Origin of the sequence: Variovorax sp. 22077 (assembly GCF_052044195.1) — a bacterium.
In the GTDB taxonomy this organism is placed as follows: domain Bacteria; phylum Pseudomonadota; class Gammaproteobacteria; order Burkholderiales; family Burkholderiaceae_C; genus Variovorax; species Variovorax atrisoli.
Map to the genome: position 1 here is coordinate 44,396 of NZ_JBQEQC010000025.1, position 18,412 is coordinate 62,807.

Annotated in this window: 17 protein-coding genes; 5 read left to right on the forward strand and 12 right to left on the reverse strand. The window is 66.3% G+C overall.

Annotated features, from left to right (window positions below; genetic code table 11):
- Positions 1–2: 2 nt before the first annotated feature.
- From ACTJLF_RS28350 to ACTJLF_RS28375, 6 genes are read right to left on the reverse strand one after another with little or no spacing between them, the layout of a single operon-like run.
- Positions 3–551, reverse strand: coding sequence for a shikimate kinase (locus ACTJLF_RS28350; RefSeq protein WP_019654429.1), 549 nt, complete (start codon positions 549–551; stop codon positions 3–5).
- A gap of 23 nt (positions 552–574) precedes the next feature.
- Positions 575–2,725 (reverse strand): type IV pilus secretin PilQ, encoded by a 2,151-nt coding sequence (pilQ, locus tag ACTJLF_RS28355; protein ID WP_132752347.1) that lies wholly within the window; start codon positions 2,723–2,725, stop codon positions 575–577.
- Complete coding sequence (locus tag ACTJLF_RS28360; protein ID WP_019654431.1) at positions 2,722–3,261, reverse strand: pilus assembly protein PilP; 540 nt, start codon at positions 3,259–3,261, stop codon at positions 2,722–2,724. The genes pilQ and ACTJLF_RS28360 overlap by 4 nt, the downstream gene beginning before the upstream one ends.
- The gene (locus ACTJLF_RS28365; RefSeq protein ID WP_132752346.1) at positions 3,258–3,935 is read right to left on the reverse strand and encodes a type 4a pilus biogenesis protein PilO; all 678 of its coding nucleotides are present in this window, start codon (positions 3,933–3,935) and stop codon (positions 3,258–3,260) included. The genes ACTJLF_RS28360 and ACTJLF_RS28365 overlap by 4 nt, the downstream gene beginning before the upstream one ends.
- A gap of 6 nt (positions 3,936–3,941) precedes the next feature.
- Positions 3,942–4,562: a PilN domain-containing protein gene (locus ACTJLF_RS28370; protein ID WP_019654433.1), complete on the reverse strand. Its 621-nt coding sequence runs from the start codon at positions 4,560–4,562 to the stop codon at positions 3,942–3,944.
- Positions 4,559–5,638, reverse strand: a complete 1,080-nt coding sequence (locus ACTJLF_RS28375; protein WP_019654434.1) for a pilus assembly protein PilM — start codon at positions 5,636–5,638, stop codon at positions 4,559–4,561. Before ACTJLF_RS28375 ends, ACTJLF_RS28370 begins: the two co-directional genes overlap by 4 nt.
- Positions 5,639–5,879: 241 nt before the next feature.
- On the opposite strand from ACTJLF_RS28375, the gene ACTJLF_RS28380 reads away from it, so the two are divergent.
- Complete coding sequence (locus tag ACTJLF_RS28380; RefSeq protein ID WP_019654435.1) at positions 5,880–8,288, forward strand: penicillin-binding protein 1A; 2,409 nt, start codon at positions 5,880–5,882, stop codon at positions 8,286–8,288.
- A gap of 21 nt (positions 8,289–8,309) precedes the next feature.
- Here the strand turns inward: ACTJLF_RS28380 and cyaY are convergent, their stop codons facing one another.
- A complete protein-coding gene (gene cyaY / locus ACTJLF_RS28385) occupies positions 8,310–8,642 on the reverse strand; it encodes an iron donor protein CyaY (RefSeq protein WP_132752345.1) in 333 nt (110 codons plus the stop codon).
- A 12-nt stretch (positions 8,643–8,654) separates the two neighbouring features.
- On the opposite strand from cyaY, the gene lptM reads away from it, so the two are divergent.
- Positions 8,655–8,960: an LPS translocon maturation chaperone LptM gene (gene lptM, locus ACTJLF_RS28390; RefSeq protein ID WP_132752344.1), complete on the forward strand. Its 306-nt coding sequence runs from the start codon at positions 8,655–8,657 to the stop codon at positions 8,958–8,960.
- The gene (gene lysA / locus ACTJLF_RS28395; protein WP_019654438.1) at positions 8,957–10,240 is read left to right on the forward strand and encodes a diaminopimelate decarboxylase; all 1,284 of its coding nucleotides are present in this window, start codon (positions 8,957–8,959) and stop codon (positions 10,238–10,240) included. Before lptM ends, lysA begins: the two co-directional genes overlap by 4 nt.
- Before the next feature lie 16 nt (positions 10,241–10,256).
- Here lysA and ACTJLF_RS28400 read toward each other — a convergent pair whose 3' ends face one another.
- The 5 genes from ACTJLF_RS28400 to ACTJLF_RS28420 form a co-directional block, all read right to left on the reverse strand.
- A complete protein-coding gene (locus tag ACTJLF_RS28400; protein WP_019654439.1) occupies positions 10,257–10,901 on the reverse strand; it encodes a sulfite oxidase heme-binding subunit YedZ in 645 nt (214 codons plus the stop codon).
- 138 nt (positions 10,902–11,039) lie between these two features.
- On the reverse strand, positions 11,040–12,068 hold the full coding sequence (gene msrP / locus ACTJLF_RS28405) for a protein-methionine-sulfoxide reductase catalytic subunit MsrP (RefSeq protein ID WP_132752342.1): 1,029 nt from the start codon (positions 12,066–12,068) through the stop codon (positions 11,040–11,042).
- A 118-nt stretch (positions 12,069–12,186) separates the two neighbouring features.
- Positions 12,187–13,503: a c-type cytochrome biogenesis protein CcsB gene (ccsB, locus tag ACTJLF_RS28410; protein WP_019654441.1), complete on the reverse strand. Its 1,317-nt coding sequence runs from the start codon at positions 13,501–13,503 to the stop codon at positions 12,187–12,189.
- Positions 13,504–13,517: 14 nt separating this feature from the next.
- The gene (locus ACTJLF_RS28415; RefSeq protein WP_132752341.1) at positions 13,518–15,683 is read right to left on the reverse strand and encodes a cytochrome c biogenesis protein ResB; all 2,166 of its coding nucleotides are present in this window, start codon (positions 15,681–15,683) and stop codon (positions 13,518–13,520) included.
- A 124-nt stretch (positions 15,684–15,807) separates the two neighbouring features.
- The gene (locus ACTJLF_RS28420; RefSeq protein ID WP_019654443.1) at positions 15,808–16,482 is read right to left on the reverse strand and encodes a c-type cytochrome; all 675 of its coding nucleotides are present in this window, start codon (positions 16,480–16,482) and stop codon (positions 15,808–15,810) included.
- 72 nt (positions 16,483–16,554) lie between these two features.
- Between ACTJLF_RS28420 and yihA the strand changes: the two genes are divergently transcribed.
- Both yihA and ACTJLF_RS28430 read left to right on the forward strand, forming a co-directional pair.
- Complete coding sequence (gene yihA / locus ACTJLF_RS28425) at positions 16,555–17,304, forward strand: ribosome biogenesis GTP-binding protein YihA/YsxC (RefSeq protein ID WP_132752340.1); 750 nt, start codon at positions 16,555–16,557, stop codon at positions 17,302–17,304.
- A gap of 89 nt (positions 17,305–17,393) precedes the next feature.
- Positions 17,394–18,305, forward strand: coding sequence for an alpha/beta fold hydrolase (locus ACTJLF_RS28430; RefSeq protein WP_132752339.1), 912 nt, complete (start codon positions 17,394–17,396; stop codon positions 18,303–18,305).
- The last annotated feature ends 107 nt before the right edge of the window (positions 18,306–18,412 follow it).

Consider the following 18,412-nt stretch of genomic DNA (forward strand, 5'->3'; position numbering starts at 1 on the left):
GCTCAGGCGGAGGGCTCTTCGGGGTGCGCACCCGGCTCGACGACACCCGCCAGCTCCAGCTGCATCACGATGATGTTCACCAGCATCGCGATCGTCGGGCGGCCCGTGTCGACCACGTCGTGGGCGGTTTCCCGATAGAAGGGGTCGCGCGCATCGTGCAGCTCCCGAAGCCGGCCCAGCGGATCGGCCACCTGCAGCAAGGGGCGCTTGACATCATGGCGCAGGCGCCGGAACAGGTCTTCGGGGGAGGAGCGCAGGTAGATCACATGGAAGTGATCGCGAAGTTGCTGGCGGTTGGCCTCCCGCAGCACCGCCCCGCCGCCCGTGGCCAGCACGCCCTGGGCGTTGGAGGCCAGGTCGGCGATCACGGCCTGCTCGAGGTCGCGGAAGGCAGCCTCGCCCTCGCGCTCGAAAAAGTCACGGATCGAGCAGCCGATGCGCTGCTCGATCACATGATCGGTATCGATGAAAGGAAGGTCCAGCCGCATCCCCAGGCGCCGGCCCACTGCGGACTTTCCGGCGCCGGGCAAGCCGACGAGTGCGACCGCCACGCGGTGGCTGCTACGCCCGCGCGTCAGCGCGCGGCGTTGCGGTCGGTAATCATCTTCGGGGTGATAAAGACGAGCATTTCAGTCTTGTTGGCAACGCGTTCGCGCTTGCGGAACAGTGCACCCACATAGGGCACTTCACCCAGCACCGGCACGCGCGATTCGTCATTGGTTTCGGTGAGCTCGAAGATACCACCGATGACAACCGTGCCGCCGTTCTCCACCAGCACCTCGGTCTGCACGTGCTTGGTGTTGATCGCCGGACCCGCCGAGGTATTCACGCCGCGGGCGTCCTTGCTGACGTCCAGCGTCAGGATGATGTTGCCCTCCGGCGTGATCTGGGGCGTGACTTCGAGCTTCAGCACCGCCTTGCGGAACGAGATGGAGGTCGCGCCGCTGGAAGTGGCCTGCTGATACGGGATTTCCTCGCCCTGCTCGATCAGCGCCTTGGTCTGGTCGGCGGTGATGACACGGGGGCTGGAGACCAGCTTGCCCTTGCCGTCGGCTTCGAGCGCCGAGATTTCGAGGTTCAGCATGCGCGAGAAGCTCGAATTGAAAAGCGAGATCGCGAAGGTGCCTGCCGCGTTGCCGGTGCCACCGGCATCGCCTGCGGGGAGGTTGATGAAGTTGGAATTGGTCCAGGTGGTGTTGGCAGTGCTCGGACCGCCGTTGGTGCCAGGGGTCACGACAGGCATCACGCCAAGGTTGGCGAACGCACGATTGCCGCCGGAAGATGCAAAACGCTCGCCAGCGATGCCGCCACCCAACCGCACGCCCAGCGACTTGCCGAAGGTATCGGACGCCTCGACGATGCGCGCCTCGATCAGCACCTGGCGAACGGGGATATCGAGCTTCTGGATCAGTTCTGCCACCTGCGCCAGTCGCGAGGGAACGTCAGACACGAACAGCTGGTTGGTACGCGATTCCGCGATCACGCTGCCACGCGGGCTCAGGATGCGGGTCGTGGTGCCGCCACCACCGCCGCCGCCAGCAGAAGCGCCAGTACCGGTCAGGCCCTGCGCAATGGCGATCGCCTTGGTGTAGTTGAGCTGGAACGACTGGGTCCGCAGCGGCTCCAGGTTCTCGATCGCGGCCTTGGCCTCGAACTCGAGCTTTTCCTTGGCGTTGATCTCATCCTTGGGCGCGATCCACAGCACGCTGCCGTTCTTGCGCATGCCCAGGTTCTTCGCCTGCATGATGATGTCCAGGGCCTGGTCCCACGGCACGTCCTTCAGACGCAGCGTGAGGGCACCCGTCACCGAATCCGAGGTCACGATGTTGAAGTTCGTGAAGTCGGCGATCACCTGCAGCAGCGAGCGGATCTCGATGTTCTGGAAATTGAGCGACAGCTTCTCGCCGTTGTAGCCCACGCCCTGGGTCAGCTTGGTCGGGTCGACCTTGCGGGCGCGCACCTCGACCACGAACTGGTTTTCGCTCTGGTAGGCGCTGTGCTCCCAGTCGCCCTTGGCGTCGATCGTCATGCGGACGCGGTCGCCGGCCTGCTGCGAGGTGATCATCTGCACCGGCGTGCCGAAATCGGCCACGTCGAGGCGGCGGCGCAGCCCCTCGGGCAGGGACGACTTGGTGAACTCGACCACGAGGCTCTTGCCCTGCTGCTTGACGTCCACACCCACCTGGTTGTTCGGAAGGTCGACGATGACGCGGCCGGTGCTGTCGGCGCCCAGGCGGAAGTCGACGTCGCGCAGAGGCAGCGTGTCGCGATTGCGGTTTTCGGCGAAAGCCGTGGAAACCGGGGCTGCGAGGGCCGATCCGGCGACGGGCTCGAGCACCACCAGCAGCGACTTGCCCTGGATCTCGGCCTTGTACGCGGTCGCCTGCTTCAGGTTCAGCACCACGCGGCTGCGCTCACCGGCCTGCACCACGTTCACCGAGCGCAGGTTGCCCTGGTTCACCTCGATGGCGGAGCGGCCGATGGCGTTCGTGACACCGGGAAAGTCCAGCGCGATGCGCGCGGGGGTCTGGACGGCGAATCCGGCGGGAACCGCGGTGAGCGGCTGCGCGAGATCGATGCGGATGACTTCCGAGCCCGACTGGGTCGAGCTGGTGACGGCTTCGATGGCGTTTTGCGCATGTGCCACGGCCAATGCGCCGAAGGCCAGCAGACCCAGGCCGGCAGCGCGCAGCCACTGTGCCATTTTTGATTTCTTTTGGTTCATTTCGCACTCTCTTGCAGCTGCAGCGTCGCGACGCGTTCGATCCATTCACCGGCGGCGTCTTGCACGATTTCACGCAAGGCGATTTCGGTTTCGTTGATGCGGGTGATACGCCCGTAGTTGAGTCCCAGGTATTCGCCGACGCGCACCTTGTAGAGCAGCTTGTCCACGCGCAGCAGCGCCACCGGCTGGCCGTTGCGGTTCATGCTGCCGACCATCGCCATCGAGTCGAGCGGGAAAGCCTCGAGCGGCTCCTTGCGCCGAGCCAGCTCGGGCGCGATCAGCTCCGAGGTGCTCGGCTGGTTCGATTCGCGGCGCAGCGCCTGCGTCAGCTTCAGGATGTTGAAAGGTTCGAACGCCGAGGCCTCGGTATAGGCCTGCGGAGTGAACTTCTTGGGTTCGGAAATGGGCGGAATCGAAGGCTTCACCTGGGCACGCTGCTCGGCCATCCAGCGCTGGAGGTCTTCCTGGCCCGAGTCGCAGGCGCTCAATGCCGACGCGGCCAGCGTCAGCCACAGTACTTTGGCGACGATCTTCATTTCTTCGCCTTCGGTGCGGAGGCGCGCTTCTGGGCGGCCCGCTCTTCATCGTCGAGATAGCGATAGGTGCGCGCGGTGGCGTCCATCGTCAGCACGTCCTTGTCCTTCTGCGGGGTGACCGAGATGTTGTTGAGCGTCACGATGCGCGAGAGGCCCGCCACGTCGGCCGCGAAGGCGCCCATGTCGTGATAGCGGCCGGTCACGCGAACGGCGATCGGCAGTTCGGCGTAATAGTCCTTGACCGACACCTGCCCGGGCCGGAACAGCTCGAACTGGAGGCTGCGGCCCAGGCCCGCCTGGTTGATGTCCGACAGCAGGGCATCCATTTCGGCCTTGCTGGGCAGCTGCTTCTCGAGCAGGGTCACGTACTGCTGGACCTGCTCGCGCTGCTTCTTGAGCAGATCGAGGTTGGCGGCCTGGGCCACCTTCTTCTGGTAGTCGGCCTTGAGCGTGACTTCCTTGGCGCGCTCGCTTTCGAGCTCGTCGTTCGAATTGGTCAGCCAGACGAACCACAGAGCGACCAGCACCAGCGCCGTGACTGCGAGGCACAGCGCATGGCGCGGCACCGGGGGCCACGCCGAGGGATCGTTCGGATTGAGTCCGCGGAACTGGTCGCCGAAGCGCTGGAGCGCTGCGGCGACGTCGATTTTCTGGGAGGGGCGCTTGCTTGCCATGATCGGTTACCCCTTGGACTGCGCCGTTGCGGCCAATGCCTTGTCGGCAGCGGCTTTCTGCGCGTCGGTGGGCCGCTTCAGGCCAATGCGCATCGTGAAGTTCGCCACGCGGCGCTGGTCGCGCGGATTCAGGCTCACATTGGCCGAGGTGATCTCGACCAGCTCGGGCTTCACCAGCCACGGGCTGTTGTTGCCGAGATTGCGCAGCAACTCCGACACGCGCTCGTTCGACTGGGCCATGCCCTGCAGCGTGACCGTCTGGTTGTCCTGCTTCATGTTGGTCAGGTAGACGCCATCGGGCAGCTGCCGCACGAGCTCGTTGAGCAGGTGCACGGGCAGGTTGCGGTCGCCCTGCAGGTCTTCGACGGCCTGCTGGCGCGCGCGCAGCGCGGCGATTTCTTCCTGCAGCGTGGAGATTTCCTTGATCTCGACCTCGAGCTTCTTGATCTCGGCCTGCAGGAAGCTGTTCTTCGATTGCTGCGCCGATATCTGCGCCTCGAACCAGAGGTAGCCCAACCCGGCGATCAACACGCCCAGGATCGCCGCGGCACCCAGGGTGCCATAGAACGCCTCGCGCCTGCGCTTGCGCGCAGCTTCGCGATGCGGGAGCAGATTGATGAGGATCACTGCAGGAACCTCCGCATGGCCAGCCCGCACGAGGTCAGATAGGACGGAGCCTCGCGGCGGACCTTCTTCTCCCGGACGTTCGAGCTGATTTCCATCCCTTCGAAGGGATTGAGCAGCGAGCAGGCGAACGAGGTCTGCCGCGTGACGGCATTCGTCAGGCCCGGCAGCGAAGCCGATCCGCCGGCCAGCAGGACGTAGTCGACGCGATTGTGCGGTGTGCTGGTGAAGAAGAACTGGAGCGCACGCGCGATTTCCTGCGCGATGCTCTCGACGAAGGGCCTGAGCACGCCCGAACCGTAGTCGTCGGGCAGGTCGCCGCTGCGCTTCTTGGCCTCGGCTTCCTCGGCGGAGAAGCCGTACTGGCGCACGATCAGCTGGGTGAGCTGGGCACCGCCGAACGCCTGGTCGCGGTCGTACAGTACTTCCTGGTTGCGCAGCACCTGCATGCTGGTGGTGAAGGCGCCCACTTCGAAGAGCGCAACGATCGAATCGACGCCCTTGCCGGGCAACTGCTCGATCAGGCGGGCGGTGGCCAAGCGCGAGGCATACGACTCGACATCGAGGATCATCGCCTTCAGGCCCGCGGCTTCGGCCAGGCCTTCGCGGTCCTGGACCTTTTCCTTGCGCGACGCGGCGATCAGAACCTCCACGTCGCCTGCGGAGGTGGCGCTCGGGCCGGTCACGCAGAAGTCGAGGCTGACTTCGTCGAGCGAGAACGGGATGTACTGGTTGGCTTCGGACTCGACCTGGATCTCGAGCTCCTGCTCGCTCATGCCGCCGGGAAGAATGATCTTCTTGGTGATCACGGCCGATGGCGGCAATGCGAGCGCCACGTTGCGGGTGCGGGTGCCGCTCTTGCGGATGACGCGGCGGACGGCTTCGGCCACCTCGTCGAACTTCTCGACGTTGCCGTCGGTGATCCAGCCACGTTCCAGGGGTTCGATGGCGCAGCGCTCCAGGACCAGCTTGCCGCTGGCCTCACGGCCGAGCTCGACCAGCTTGACGCTGGACGAACTCACGTCCAGCCCCAGCAGGGGAGCGTTCTGACGACGAAACAATGATCCAAGAGCAGCCAAGGCAGGTTCCTCTTCCCCTGTATTTGTAACGAATAGAAAAAATTGAATTCGGTTGCATGCTAGCAGCAGGCGTAGCGGCAACCAAGCGACGCTGCAGGGCAAATTCCTCAAGCGTTGTCAAAAGCTGACGGCAAAACCGCATTTTGTAACTTTTGAATTAGGGCAATGCAAGCCCCGCAAAGATCGGATCGTGAGGAAGGGGCGGCTTTTTATAATGTCGGGTGACTCTGTGCGGCCCCTCATGCAAGAAACTTCCAGCCCCAAAGGGCCAGCCAAGAATTCCCCCTCCCCCCGCCCGACCTGGCTGAAATGGCTGCTGCGCCTTTTCCTCTGGGGTTTCGGCATTGCGCTGGCCGGTGTGCTCGCGGTGCTGTGCGTGGTGGCCGTGGCCCTTGCGGTCGCGTATCCCAACCTGCCTGACATCAGCGAGCTCTCCGACTACCGGCCGAAGCTGCCGCTGCGCGTTTTCTCTGCCGAAGGCATCCTGATCGGCGAGTTCGGCGAGGAGCGCCGCAACCTCACGCCCATCTCGGCCATCCCGAAGGTCGTGAAGGACGCCGTGCTCGCAGCCGAGGACGCGCGCTTCTACGACCACGGCGGCGTCGACTACAAGGGCATGATCCGCGCGGGCCTGGCCAACATGAACCGCGTGAAGAGCCAGGGCGCATCGACCATCACGATGCAGGTGGCGCGCAACGTCTACCTGAGTTCCGAGAAGACGCTCACGCGCAAGATCTACGAGGTGCTGCTCACCTTCAAGCTGGAGCACCTGCTCACCAAGGACCAGATCTTCGAGATCTACCTGAACCAGATCTACCTCGGCAACCGCGCCTACGGTTTCGCTGCCGCCTCCGAAGCCTATTTCGGCAAGCCCCTGCAGGAGCTCACGATCGCCCAGGCCGCCATGCTGGCCGGCCTGCCCAAGGCGCCAGGCGCGAACAACCCGGTCAACAACCCGCAGCGCGCGCGGGGCCGCCAGTTCTACGTGATCGACCGCATGCAGGAAGCCGGCTTCATCACCGCCGAGCAGGCGGCCGAAGCCAAGAAGGAAGAGCTGCACCTGCGCGACGCCGCCGACCCGAACCGCCTGCACGCCGAGTACGTGGCCGAGACCGTGCGCCAGCTGATGTACGCTCAGTACGGCGACAGCACCTACACGCGCGGCCTGAAGGTGTACACGTCGCTCGTCGCAGCCGACCAGGCCGCCGCCTACAAGGCGCTGCGCAAGGGCATCATGGATTACGAGCGCCGCCAGATCTATCGCGGCCCCGAGAAGTTCGTCGACCTTCCGAACGACCCGAAGGACCTCGACGAAGCGGTCGACGACGCGCTCAGCGACCACCCCGACAACGGCGACGTGATGGCGGCGGTGGTGCTCAAGGCCACGCCGAAGCAGATCGACGCGGTGCGCGGCAACGGCGACCCGGTGCAGATCACCGGCGAGGGCCTCAAGCCCGCCCAGTCGGGCCTCTCCGACAAGGCGCCGCCGAACATCAAGATTCGCCGCGGCGCGGTCATCCGCGTGGTGAAGACGCCCAAGAACACCTGGGAGATCACGCAGCTGCCCGAGGTCGAGGGCGCCTTCGTCGCCATGGACCCGCGCGACGGCGCCATCAAGGCGCTGGTCGGCGGCTTCGATTTCGGAAAGAACAAGTTCAACCACGTGACGCAGGCCTGGCGCCAGCCGGGTTCGAGCTTCAAGCCCTTCATCTATTCCGCGGCGCTCGAAAAGGGCTTCACCCCGGCCACGGTCATCAACGACGGCCCGCTCTTCTTCGACGCCGGCACCACCGGCGGCCAGCCCTGGGAGCCGAAGAACTACGGCGGCGGCTACGACGGCCCGATGACGATGCGCACCGCGCTGATGAAGTCGAAGAACCTGGTCTCGATCCGCATCCTGCAGTCCATCGGCACGCGCTACGCGCAGGAGTGGATCACCAACTTCGGCTTCGACAAGGAAAAGCACCCTGCCTACCTGCCGATGGCACTGGGCGCGGGCTCGGTCACGCCGATGCAGATGGCGGTGGGCTATTCGGTGTTCGCCAACGGCGGCTATCGCGTGAATCCGTACTTGGTCACGCGCATCACCGACCACAAGGACAAGGTGCTGGTCGACAAGCAGCCGCCGCTGCTGAACGATTCGCTGCGCGTCATCCCGCAGCGCAACGCCTTCATCATGGACACGCTGCTCAATTCGGTGGCCCGCGGCGGCACCGCGGCCAAGGCGCAGGCCATGCTCAAGCGCCCCGACCTCTACGGCAAGACCGGCACCACGAACGACTCGCTCGACGCCTGGTTCGCCGGCTTCCAGCCCACCATGACAGCCATCTCGTGGATCGGCTACGACACGCCGCGCAACCTGGGCGACCGCGAGACCGGCGGCGGCCTGAGCCTGCCGATCTGGATCACCTACATGGAGACGGCCATCAAGGGCGTGCCGGTGACCGAGCTGTCCGCCAACCCGCCCCCGGGCATCGTGAGCGTCGGCGGCGAGTGGTACTACGACGACTACGCGCCGGGACGCGGCGTTGCGAGCCTGGGCGTGGAGTCAGCACCGGCAGCGCCGGTCGAGGCCCCGGCGGGCGGTCCGATCGGCGCCCCCGCACAGCCCGAGGAGCGCAACCGCATCCTCGACCTGTTCCGCAACTGAGCGCCGCCGTCGGCGGAAGGTTCAGCCAGCCGCGAAGTCCAGCGGCTGGCCGGCCTGAAGCGTCGCCTCGCGCGACAGGTTGCCGAAGAATTCCTCGCCCGTCTTGGTGTCCACCCAGGCCTTGCCGTCATGGCGGTAGTGATAGCCGCCCGAACGCGCGGCTAGCCAGATCTCCTGCAAGGGCTTCTGCAGGTTCACGATCAGCTGGCTGCCGTTGCGAAAGGTCATGGTGATCATCCCGCCCACCCTCTGGTTGTCGATGTCTGCGTCGGTCGCTTCGTTGATGCGGTCGCAGCCCAGCTCGATGGCTGCAAGAGCAGCCTCGGCGTGATCCATGTACTCGGTGTCGGTCATTACAATTTCGCCATGTTGAACGTTCGCCAAATTCTAGTGAGCACCCGCGCCCGCGCCGCGCTCATGGTCTGCCTCGCCGTAGGCACCGCCGGGCTCGTCGCCGCCTGCGGACAGCGCGGTGCGCTGTATCTGCCGACCGATCCGGCAGCCGCCGGGCGAGCCACCTTGCCGGAGATATTGACGCCGGACAGCCTGCGCTCCTCATCGTCATCATCGTCGTCTTCCAGCCAGGCAGCGCCCGCGCCTGCGGCCGCCGCCAGCGCACCGGCCGCTCCGACCACGAACGGCAGCAGCGCCGGTACGGAGCAACGCAAGTGAACGCCGGCACGACCACCTCCCTGCCCGGCCAGCCGCACATCGCCGAGCGCGACGGCACGCTGCACGTCGAAGGCGTGGCGCTCGACGCGCTGGCCCGCGAACACGGCACCCCCCTCTTCGTCTACTCCAGGCAATGGATGCTGGATGCCCTGGCGGCCTACCAGCGCGGCTTCGAGGGCCGCGACGCCCTCATCTGCTATGCGATGAAGGCCAACTCCTCGCTCGGCGTGCTGCGCGTGTTCGCCGAAGCAGGCTGCGGCTTCGACATCGTCTCCGGCGGCGAGCTGTCGCGCGTGCTGGCCGTGGGTGCCGATCCGAAGAAGATCATCTTCTCGGGCGTCGGCAAGACCCGCGCCGAGATGCGCCAAGCCCTTGCGGCCGGCATCGCCTGCTTCAACGTCGAGAGCGAAGCGGAGCTCGACGTGCTCAACGAAGTGGCTGTTGCCGAAGGCAAGCGCGCGCCGATCAGCATCCGGATCAATCCGAACGTCGATCCGAAGACGCACCCCTACATTTCCACCGGCCTCAAGGGCAACAAGTTCGGCATTGCGCACGACCGCGCCGTCGAGGCCTACAAGCACGCCGCGCGGCTGCCGGGGCTGGAGGTGGTGGGCATCGACTGCCACATCGGCTCGCAGATCACCGAAGCGTCGCCCTATCTCGACGCGTGCGACCGCGTGCTCGACCTGGTGGAAGCCATCGAGGCGGCCGGCGTGCCGATTCATCACCTGGACTTCGGCGGCGGCCTGGGCATCGACTACAACGGCGAGGTGCCGCCCAAGGCAGATGCGCTTTGGCAGCAGCTGCTGGCCAAGCTCGATGCGCGCGGCTTCGGCGGGCGCAAGCTGGTGATCGAACCGGGCCGCTCGCTGGTCGGCAACGCCGGCGTGTGCGTCACCGAAGTGCTCTACACCAAGCCGGGCGAGGACAAGAACTTCTGCATCGTCGATGCAGCCATGAACGACCTGCCGCGCCCCGCGATGTACCAGGCCTTCCAGCGCATCGTGCCGGTGCGCACGCGCGCGGGCAACGCAACGACCTACGACGTGGTCGGCCCGGTCTGCGAGAGCGGCGACTGGCTCGGCCGCGACCGCGCGCTCAACGTGCTGTCGGGCGACCTGCTGGCCGTGCTGTCGGCGGGCGCGTACTGCATGAGCATGTCCAGCAACTACAACACGCGCGGCCGTGCCGCCGAGGTGCTGGTGAGCGGCGCGAGCGCAAGGCTGATCCGCCGCCGCGAGACGATGGAAGACCAGCTGCGCAGCGAGATCGACGGCTGATCGCCCTTTCCCGGCGTCAGCCGGTGCGCACCGCGCCCGCAGACGCCGGCTTCGCCTTCCCGCGCTTGTTCGCGAAATAGTTCCATACGCGCCACGCGAGCAGCACCGCGATGATCGCGGCGTAGACGAACACTTCCGCGAAGTTGTTCTTGCCCGCGCGCATCCAGAAGAAGTGCAGCAGGCCGAGCCCTGCGATCAGGTAGACCAGCTTGTGCAGCATCTGCCAGCGCTTCGCCCCCATCGCCTTGATCGCGCGGTTGAACGACGTGGCCGCCAGCGGCGTCAGCAGCACGAAGGCCGAGAAGCCCACCAGGATGAACGGCCGCTTGGCGATGTCCTTCGCGATGTCGGCCCACTCGAAGCCCATGTCGAACCAGGCGTAGCACAGCAGGTGCAGGACCACGTAGAAGTACGCGAACAGGCCCAGCATGCGACGGTAGCGCGCGAGCGCGTTCCACTTGCTCATCACGCGCAGCGGCGTCACCGCCAGCACGATGCAGATGAAGCGCAGTGTCCAGTCGCCGGTGGCGCGGATCAGGAACTCCGCAGGGTTGGCGCCCAGCCCGTCCGTGAACGCGCCATAGGCCAGCCGCGCGAAAGGCAGCAGGCACAGCAGGAAGACGATCGGCTTGGTCGCCGGATGCATGAGCAGCTTGTTCACAAGACACTCCATGAAAGAAGAGACGTCGCACCGTCGAGAACACCGCGGACCCGGCTCCGCCAGCCCGCAGGTGTTGCCCCCGGCGGGGAAAAGGCGCGCGCGACACCAAGTGCGCGCAGCCCGGGGGCGAGCCCCATTTCAGTAGTTCTTCTTGAGGTCCATGCCCGCATAGAGCTGGCCGACCTGCGCCTCGTAGCCGTTGAACATCTCCGTCTTGCGCCGCTTGGCGAACAGCCCGCCGCCGTCGCCGATGCGGCGTTCGGTGGCCTGGCTCCAGCGCGGGTGGTCGACGTTCGGGTTCACGTTCGAATAGAAGCCGTATTCGTTGGCCGCGGCCTTGTTCCAGGCGGTGCTGGGCTCCTTCTCGACGAAGCGGATCTTCACGATCGACTTGGCCGACTTGAAGCCGTACTTCCACGGCACCACCAGCCGCACCGGCGCGCCGTTCTGGTTGGGCAGCACCTCGCCGTACATGCCGAAGGCCAGCAGGGTGAGCGGATGCATCGCCTCGTCCATGCGCAGGCCCTCGGTGTAGGGCCAGTCGAGCACGCGCGAGCCCACGAAGGGCATGGTCTTGGGGTCGGCCAGGGTCACGAACTCGACGAACTTGGCGTTGCCCTGCGGCTCGACCTTCTTGATGAGCTCGGCGAGCGAGTAACCCACCCACGGGATGACCATCGACCAGCCCTCGACGCAGCGCAGCCGATAGATGCGCTCCTCCTGGGCGCTGAGCTTGAGCAGATCCTCGATGCCGTACTTGCCCGGTTTCTTGACCAGCCCTTCCACCTCCACGGTCCAGGGCCGCGTCTTCAGCGTGCCGGCGTTCTTGGCGGGGTCCGCCTTGTCGGTGCCGAACTCGTAGAAGTTGTTGTAGGTGGAGGCGTCCTTGTAGTCGGTGACCTTCTCCATCGAGATGGCACCGGGCACCGTCGATTTCGCGCCCGGCAGCGGTGCGAGCTTGTTGGGGCGCTCGACCTGCGCCAGGGCTTCGCGCGAGGCGAATGCCGCAAGCGCGGCTCCCGCTGCACCGCCGGCCATCAGCTTGAGCATGTCGCGGCGGCCTTCGTAGACCTCCCGGGGCGTGATCTCGCTGGACAGCGGATGGATGAAACCGTTGTCGCCGCTGTTGTTGACGGTGCGACGGAGGGGACGGGAATGGAACGACATGACGGGCCTTTCGCGGAATCGTTGTTCTCAGGGTAGTTCGTGGCCAACCCCGATTCGGTTACGCGCCGCCGCGGCGCGTGGTTTCAATAATTCTTCGCGAAAGGCCGCAGGCCTGCACTCACAGGGTGCCGTAGCTGTGCAACCCGCTCAGGAACATGTTCACGCCCAGGAAGGCGAAAGTCGTGACCGCGAGCCCGCCCAGCGCCCACCAGGCCGCCACGGTGCCGCGCAGGCCCTTCACCAGCCGCATGTGCAGCCAGGCCGCGTAGTTGAGCCAGACGATCAGCGCCCAGGTCTCCTTCGGGTCCCAGCTCCAGTAGCCGCCCCAGGCGTCGGCCGCCCACAGGGCGCCCAGCACGGTGGCGATGGTGAAGAAGGCGAAGCCGACGGTGATCGACTTGTACATGACGTCGTCGAGCACGTCGTTGGCCGGCAGGCGCGCGGCGATGCGCTTGCGCCCCAGCAGGATGCCCGCGGCGATCAGCGCGGAAATGCCTGCATAGATCACCCAGTAGCTGCCGCCGGCCTCCTGCACGCGCTGGCGGAACGCCACCGGCACGAAGCACAGCGCCACGCCCAGCAGCCAGATCGGCGTGAGCTTGTACCAGCGCTTCTCGTCGGCCTGCTCCTTGATGAGGTAGGCGAAAGCGACCATGGCCGCGAGCGCGAAGGTGCCGTAGCCGATGAAGTTGGCCGGCACGTGCAGCTTCATCCACCAGCTCTGCAGCGCCGGCACCAGCGGCTGGATCTCGTGCGCCTCGCGCACGATCGTGTACCAGAGCAGAAAGCCCACCGCCGCGCTGACCACCAGCATCACGAAGGCGCCGAGCGCGCGCGTGCCGTAGCGCTCCTCGAAGTAAAGGTAGAAGGCCGCCGTCAGCCAGCAGAACAGCACGAACACCTCGTACAGGTTGCTCACCGGGATGTGGCCGATGTCGGGGCCGAGCTGATGGCTCTCGTACCAGCGCACCATGGTGCCGATCAGCGCCATCGTCACCGCCGCCCACGCCAGGCGCGAGCCGATCGCGTCGAAGGTGTCCGACTGCCTGCCGCCGAAGAAGCCGAGCCAGTAGAACAGCGTGCTCATGAAGAACAGCACGCTCATCCAGAGAATGGCCGACTGGCTCGAGAGGAAGTACTTGAGCCAGAACACCGTGTCGGCGCGCGCCAGGTCGCCCTGGTAAGACGCGATGGCCAGCAGCGAAGCCGCAGCCACCACGATCGCCAGCACCCGCAGCGGCCGCCAGAACCATCCGATGGCGATGGTCGCGATCACCGCCGCGGCGAGGATCGGCTTCTCGTAGTAATCCATCGAGCCCGCGTAGCGCGTGAAGGCGAAGAGCCCGCCGGCCACCACCAGCGCCGCGAACACCCAGTCGAACAGGTTGCGGCGCGAGAGCCAGCTTTCATTGAGCGTGAGGGTCGTGGTGTTCATGTCGTCTCGTGGTCTTATGCGTTCAGGGCGAGCAGCTTGCGTTTGAGATGCTCGAATTCGCGGTCGCTGTCGATGGTCTTGCGATTCACCGAGAAAGCCATCGTGGCTGCCGTCGTCGCGGATGCTTCGCCTCCGGCAGCCGTGCCGCCGGGCGCCAGCCACACCCACAGGCGGCGCTCGCGCACGTACAGCATGGCAAAAATGCCGACGATCAGCAACAGGCACCCCAGGTAGACGATGTTCTTGCCGGGGGCGCGCGCCACCTGGAACACACTGGCCTGCACCTGGGTGAAGTCGGTCATCATCATCGCGACCGGCGCCGGGTAGAAGTACGCGTCGCTGATGGCAAGCACGGCCTGCGTCAGGTAGGCCTGCGATTTCTCGTCGTTGGGCAGCGCGGCGAGCCCGGCACCCTCGCGGCTCAGGTTGAGTACCTCGAACAGCACGTCGTTGAGGATGCGCACCAGCACCCCGCCGGCGCGCTCGCGCTCGGCCTCGGGCACGTTGGCCTCCATGAACTCGGCAATGGCCTGCCAGCCGCCTGCGGTGGCGGCGTCAGCCTTGGCGCGCTCGCTGCCGGCGAACAAGGCCAGCGCGCGCGTGGCGGACACGCGCAGCTGCTCCGCCATCTCGGGGCGCTTGGGATCGGTGGCCTTGGCGATGTAGCGCTCGACGGCGCGCTCGCGCGTAGCCGGATCGGCGAGCGCCGCGCGCATGCGCACGAAGCCGTCCATGGAGCCCTGCTCGTCGGCCGGCACGCGCAGGTAGCGGAAGGGCTCGTCGGCCTTCTCGCGCATGCCCAGCAGGAACACCGGCTGGCCGTCGCCGGTGTCGACCGGCACCATGTAGTTCTGGTACTCGCGCGCCTGGCCCGAAGCGTCGCGCAGCTTGTAGCCGATGCTCGGGCCGATGTTGCGCAGCACCTTCGGCTTGTTGGTCTTGTTGGCAGCGCCCAGGCGCGACTCGATGTCGTGGCGCAGGTCGACCTTGCGCACGTCGGCGCCGCTGCCCATGGCGTTGGCGTCGGCGAAGTTCTCGACGTTGATCACGCGCAGCGCGGCGTACTCGAGCGTGAGCTTGTCCTTGCCGTTGGTGATCTCGGTGCTGGGCCCGCCGATGACGCCTTCCACCTCGAAGGGCTTGGCCGCGGCAGCCATCGGCACCGCCTTGAGCTTCACCTTCGAGCCGCCGTCGTCGAAGCTCGACTGGTAGATCTCCACGCCCTTGTAGCTGGCCGGATGGTTGACCTCGATGCGCGCGGGCACCTGCTCGCCGGTCTCGCGATCGTGCAGCACCACCTCGCTCGCGAAGAGCTTGGGCATGCCGGTCGAGTAGTAGTCGACGATGAACTTCTTCAGCTCGATGGAGAACGGCAGCTCCTGCAGCAGCACGCCGTCGGACTGGTTCAGGATGGCGACGCTGCCCTGCCCGCCCTCGGGCACGAGGATGTTGCCGCGGAAGGTCGGGTTGCTGGCCGACAGCCGGTGCTGGGGCGGCACGTCGGCGATCATGCCGCCGCCGGTGAATACGCTCTTGCCGTTGAACCAGGTCTGCGCGCGCACCACCAGGTCGCCGTCGAACAGGCCGCCGATGCACACCAGCACGATGGCGCTGTGGGCCGCGATGTAGCCCAGCTTGTGGGCGCCGCCCGCGCGCGCCGCGACCATCCAGCCTCCCGCGCTCTTGCCGTCGGCGCCGGCCTCGCGCCGCTGTAGCTTGACCTTCCAGCCCCCGCTCACCAGCAGCTGGCCGATGCGGTTGGCCGCGGCCTCGGGCGTCTCGCCCAGGCTGTTCTCCGCGCGATGGCCGAAGGCCTTCAGGCTCTGCACGCGGATGTCTTCCTTGAACGTCTTCAGGTCGACCATGATGCGCGGCGTGTTGCGCACGATGCACAGCGTGGTGCTGATCACCAGGAACAGCAGGATCAGCAGGAACCACCAGGCGCTGTAGATCGAGTCGAGCCGCGCGGCGCGGAAGAGCTCGGCCCAGAACGGGCCGAACTGGTTGATGTAGTTGTTGATCGGCTCGTGCTGCTTGAGCACCGTGCCGATGATCGACGCGATGCAGATGATGGTGAGCAGCGCGATCGCGAAGCGCATCGACGACAGCAGCTCCACCGCGGCGCGAAGCATCTGCGGTCCGCGATGAACGCGAAGGCCATGGGTGGAGACGGACGACATCGGGCGAAGCTGGAAGAAAGGAAGAGAGGGCTGAAAACAAAAGGGCGGGCCATCCTGCTGGATCGGCCCGCCCTTTGTTTGGGGTTGTTATCGGCGGCTGGTCACGCTCCAGGGAGCGCCATCATCAACGCAAACCGGCAATGTAGTCGGCAACAGCCTTGATTTCCCTGTCGTTGAGCTTGGCTGCGACGCCGGTCATGGGCAGGCTGTTCAGGCGGACGTTGTCGCGGAAGGCTGTGAGCTGCGCCACGGTGTAGTCGGCGTTCTGGCCGCCAAGGCGGGGATACTGGGCCGGAATGCCGGCGCCGTTGGGGCTGTGGCAGCCGGCGCAGGCCGGGATCTGGCGATCGCCGATGCCGCCGCGGTAGATCTTCTCGCCCAGCGCGATGGTGTCCTTGTCCTTCGAGAAGCCCGGCTTGACCTTCTTCGACCCGACGAACCAGGCGATGTTGCGCATGTCTTCGTCGGACAGCGCCGAGGCCAGCGGCTTCATGATCGCGCTCTTGCGGGCGCCGGACTTGAAGTCCTGCAGCTGCTTGAGGATGTATTCGGGATGCTGCTGCGCCAGCTTGGGGTTGGCCGCGATGGCGGAGTTGCCGTCGGCGTTGTGGCACGAGGCGCAGCTCTGGCTGTTTGCCGGCGTTGCGTTGAAGAGCGCATCCCCCTTGGCGGGGTCCGGCTTGGCCGGCTTGGCGGCTGCCGGGGCGGCAGGAGCGGCCGCGTGTTCATCGGCCGCAAAACTCACGCTGGATGCGATGCCCACGAGGGCCGCAAGCACAATATTGGCAAACAACTTCATATCGGGGGCTTCGAATTTATGGCGCAAAACCTCACGATTCTACAATGTGGGCCCTGTTTCGAAAGTCCGTAGATGCCCTCCCCGCGCGCCAAGCCCGCTGCCTATCCTCCCCGCGCGGCAGCTGCCGCAGACCCCCGGGTCGCCGAACGCGAGCGCATGGCGCTGGGCTGGCTCCACACCGCCCACTTCCTCACCAGCGCCCCCCAGCTCGAACATCTGCCCCCGCTCGGCCTGCCCGAGATCGCCTTCGTCGGACGCTCCAACGCGGGCAAGTCGACCGCCATCAACACCCTGACGCAGCAGACCCGCCTGGCCTTCGCCTCCAAGACGCCGGGCCGCACGCAGCACATCAACCTGTTCGGCATCGGCAAGCAGAAGGTCGATGACGCGGTGCTCGCCGACCTGCCCGGCTACGGCTACGCCGCCGTGCCGCGCGAGGCCAAGCTGCGCTGGCAGCGCGTGATGGGCAACTACCTCATGACGCGCGAGAACCTGCGCGGCGTGGTGCTCATGTGCGATCCGCGCCACGGCCTGACCGAGCTCGACGAGATCCTGCTCGACGTGATCCGCCCGCGCGTGGAGCAGGGCCTGAAGTTCCTCGTGCTGCTCACCAAGGCCGACAAGCTCACCCGCAGCGAGGGCGCCAAGGTGCTGTCCATTACGCGACTGCAGGCCGGCGGCGGCGAGGTGAAACTGTTCTCGGCCCTCAAGAAGCAAGGCGTGGGCGAGGCGGCGGAGCTGCTGTGGCGCTGGGTCCATCCAGAGGACGCCGAGGCGCAGGCGGCCGCACCCGAGCCGCCGCCGCCAGCGGAAGGCGCCTGACGATCCGGCAGGCTGCACCGTCCGTCCCATCTGCGCAGGTCACTATCAAAACAATAGCGACGACAGTCAACCCGAAGGAGACAAGAAGCATGATCGAGACATTCCAACGCAGCCTGCCCAACGGCATCACACTGAGCTGCCGCGCCGCCGGCCAGCCGGGCCGGCCGCTGATGGTGTTCCTCCACGGGTTCCCGGAGGCCGCCTTCATCTGGGACGAGCTGCTCGAATACTTCTCCGACCCCGCCCATGGCGGCTACCGCTGCGTGGCGCCCAACCTTCGCGGCTTCGAGAAGTCGAGCTCGCCCACCGACGTGGCTGCCTACAAGCCGCATCTGCTGATCCAGGACATCCAGCAGCTCGCCGCCACCGAGAGCGCCGACGGCACCATGGCCGCGCTGGTCGCCCACGACTGGGGCGGCGCCTTCGGCTGGGGCTACGCCAACGCCTTCCCGCAGCAGGTCGGCAAGCTGGTCATCATCAATTCGCCGCACCCGGGCACCTTCACCCGCGAGCTGCGCAACAACCCGGCGCAGCAGCAGGCGAGCGCGTACATGAACTTCCTTGCGCGCCCCGACGCCGAGGCGCTGCTCGCGGCCGACGACTTCAAGCGCATGTGGCCCTTCTTCCTGCTGATGAAGGCCGGCCCCGACGGCCACGGCTGGCTCACCGAGGAAGTGAAGCAGCAGTACCGCGAGGTCTGGAGCGCGGGCCTCACGGGCGCCTGCAACCTCTACCGCGTGACGCCGATGAAGCCGCCCCTGCCCGGCCAGACCGTCGACGGCATCCCCGTGCTGCCGCGCGAGCGACTCGTGGTGGAAGTGCCGACCTTCGTGTTCTGGGCGCTCGATGACGCCGCGCTGCTGCCCGGCCTGCTCGAAGGGCTCGACGAATACGTGCCCAGGCTCGAGGTCAGGAAGGTGCCGAACGCGACCCACTGGATCGTGCACGAGCAGCCGCAGCTGGTCGCGCGCGAGATCGAGGGCTTCCTGAATCGGGCTTGACCGAAGGCAGAGGCCGCTGAAAGAACCAGGTCCGCCTTTTCGGACCTTCTGGACCTTCTTTCTCGGCCTTTGCGAAACCTTGGCGAACCCTGCATCCGGCTGCCCGG

What these genes read in the sequence shown, in the direction of transcription:
- pilQ (WP_132752347.1), bottom strand. Translation starts at nt 2,725, where the DNA reads ATGAACCAAAAGAAATCAAAAATGGCACAGTGGCTGCGCGCTGCCGGC.
- ACTJLF_RS28360 (WP_019654431.1), bottom strand. Translation starts at nt 3,261, where the DNA reads ATGAAGATCGTCGCCAAAGTACTGTGGCTGACGCTGGCCGCGTCGGCA.
- ACTJLF_RS28365 (WP_132752346.1), bottom strand. Translation starts at nt 3,935, where the DNA reads ATGGCAAGCAAGCGCCCCTCCCAGAAAATCGACGTCGCCGCAGCGCTC.
- ACTJLF_RS28380 (WP_019654435.1), top strand. Translation starts at nt 5,880, where the DNA reads ATGCAAGAAACTTCCAGCCCCAAAGGGCCAGCCAAGAATTCCCCCTCC.
- cyaY (WP_132752345.1), bottom strand. Translation starts at nt 8,642, where the DNA reads ATGACCGACACCGAGTACATGGATCACGCCGAGGCTGCTCTTGCAGCC.
- lptM (WP_132752344.1), top strand. Translation starts at nt 8,655, where the DNA reads ATGTTGAACGTTCGCCAAATTCTAGTGAGCACCCGCGCCCGCGCCGCG.
- msrP (WP_132752342.1), bottom strand. Translation starts at nt 12,068, where the DNA reads ATGTCGTTCCATTCCCGTCCCCTCCGTCGCACCGTCAACAACAGCGGC.
- ccsB (WP_019654441.1), bottom strand. Translation starts at nt 13,503, where the DNA reads ATGAACACCACGACCCTCACGCTCAATGAAAGCTGGCTCTCGCGCCGC.
- ACTJLF_RS28415 (WP_132752341.1), bottom strand. Translation starts at nt 15,683, where the DNA reads ATGTCGTCCGTCTCCACCCATGGCCTTCGCGTTCATCGCGGACCGCAG.
- ACTJLF_RS28420 (WP_019654443.1), bottom strand. Translation starts at nt 16,482, where the DNA reads ATGAAGTTGTTTGCCAATATTGTGCTTGCGGCCCTCGTGGGCATCGCA.
- yihA (WP_132752340.1), top strand. Translation starts at nt 16,555, where the DNA reads ATGCCCTCCCCGCGCGCCAAGCCCGCTGCCTATCCTCCCCGCGCGGCA.
- ACTJLF_RS28430 (WP_132752339.1), top strand. Translation starts at nt 17,394, where the DNA reads ATGATCGAGACATTCCAACGCAGCCTGCCCAACGGCATCACACTGAGC.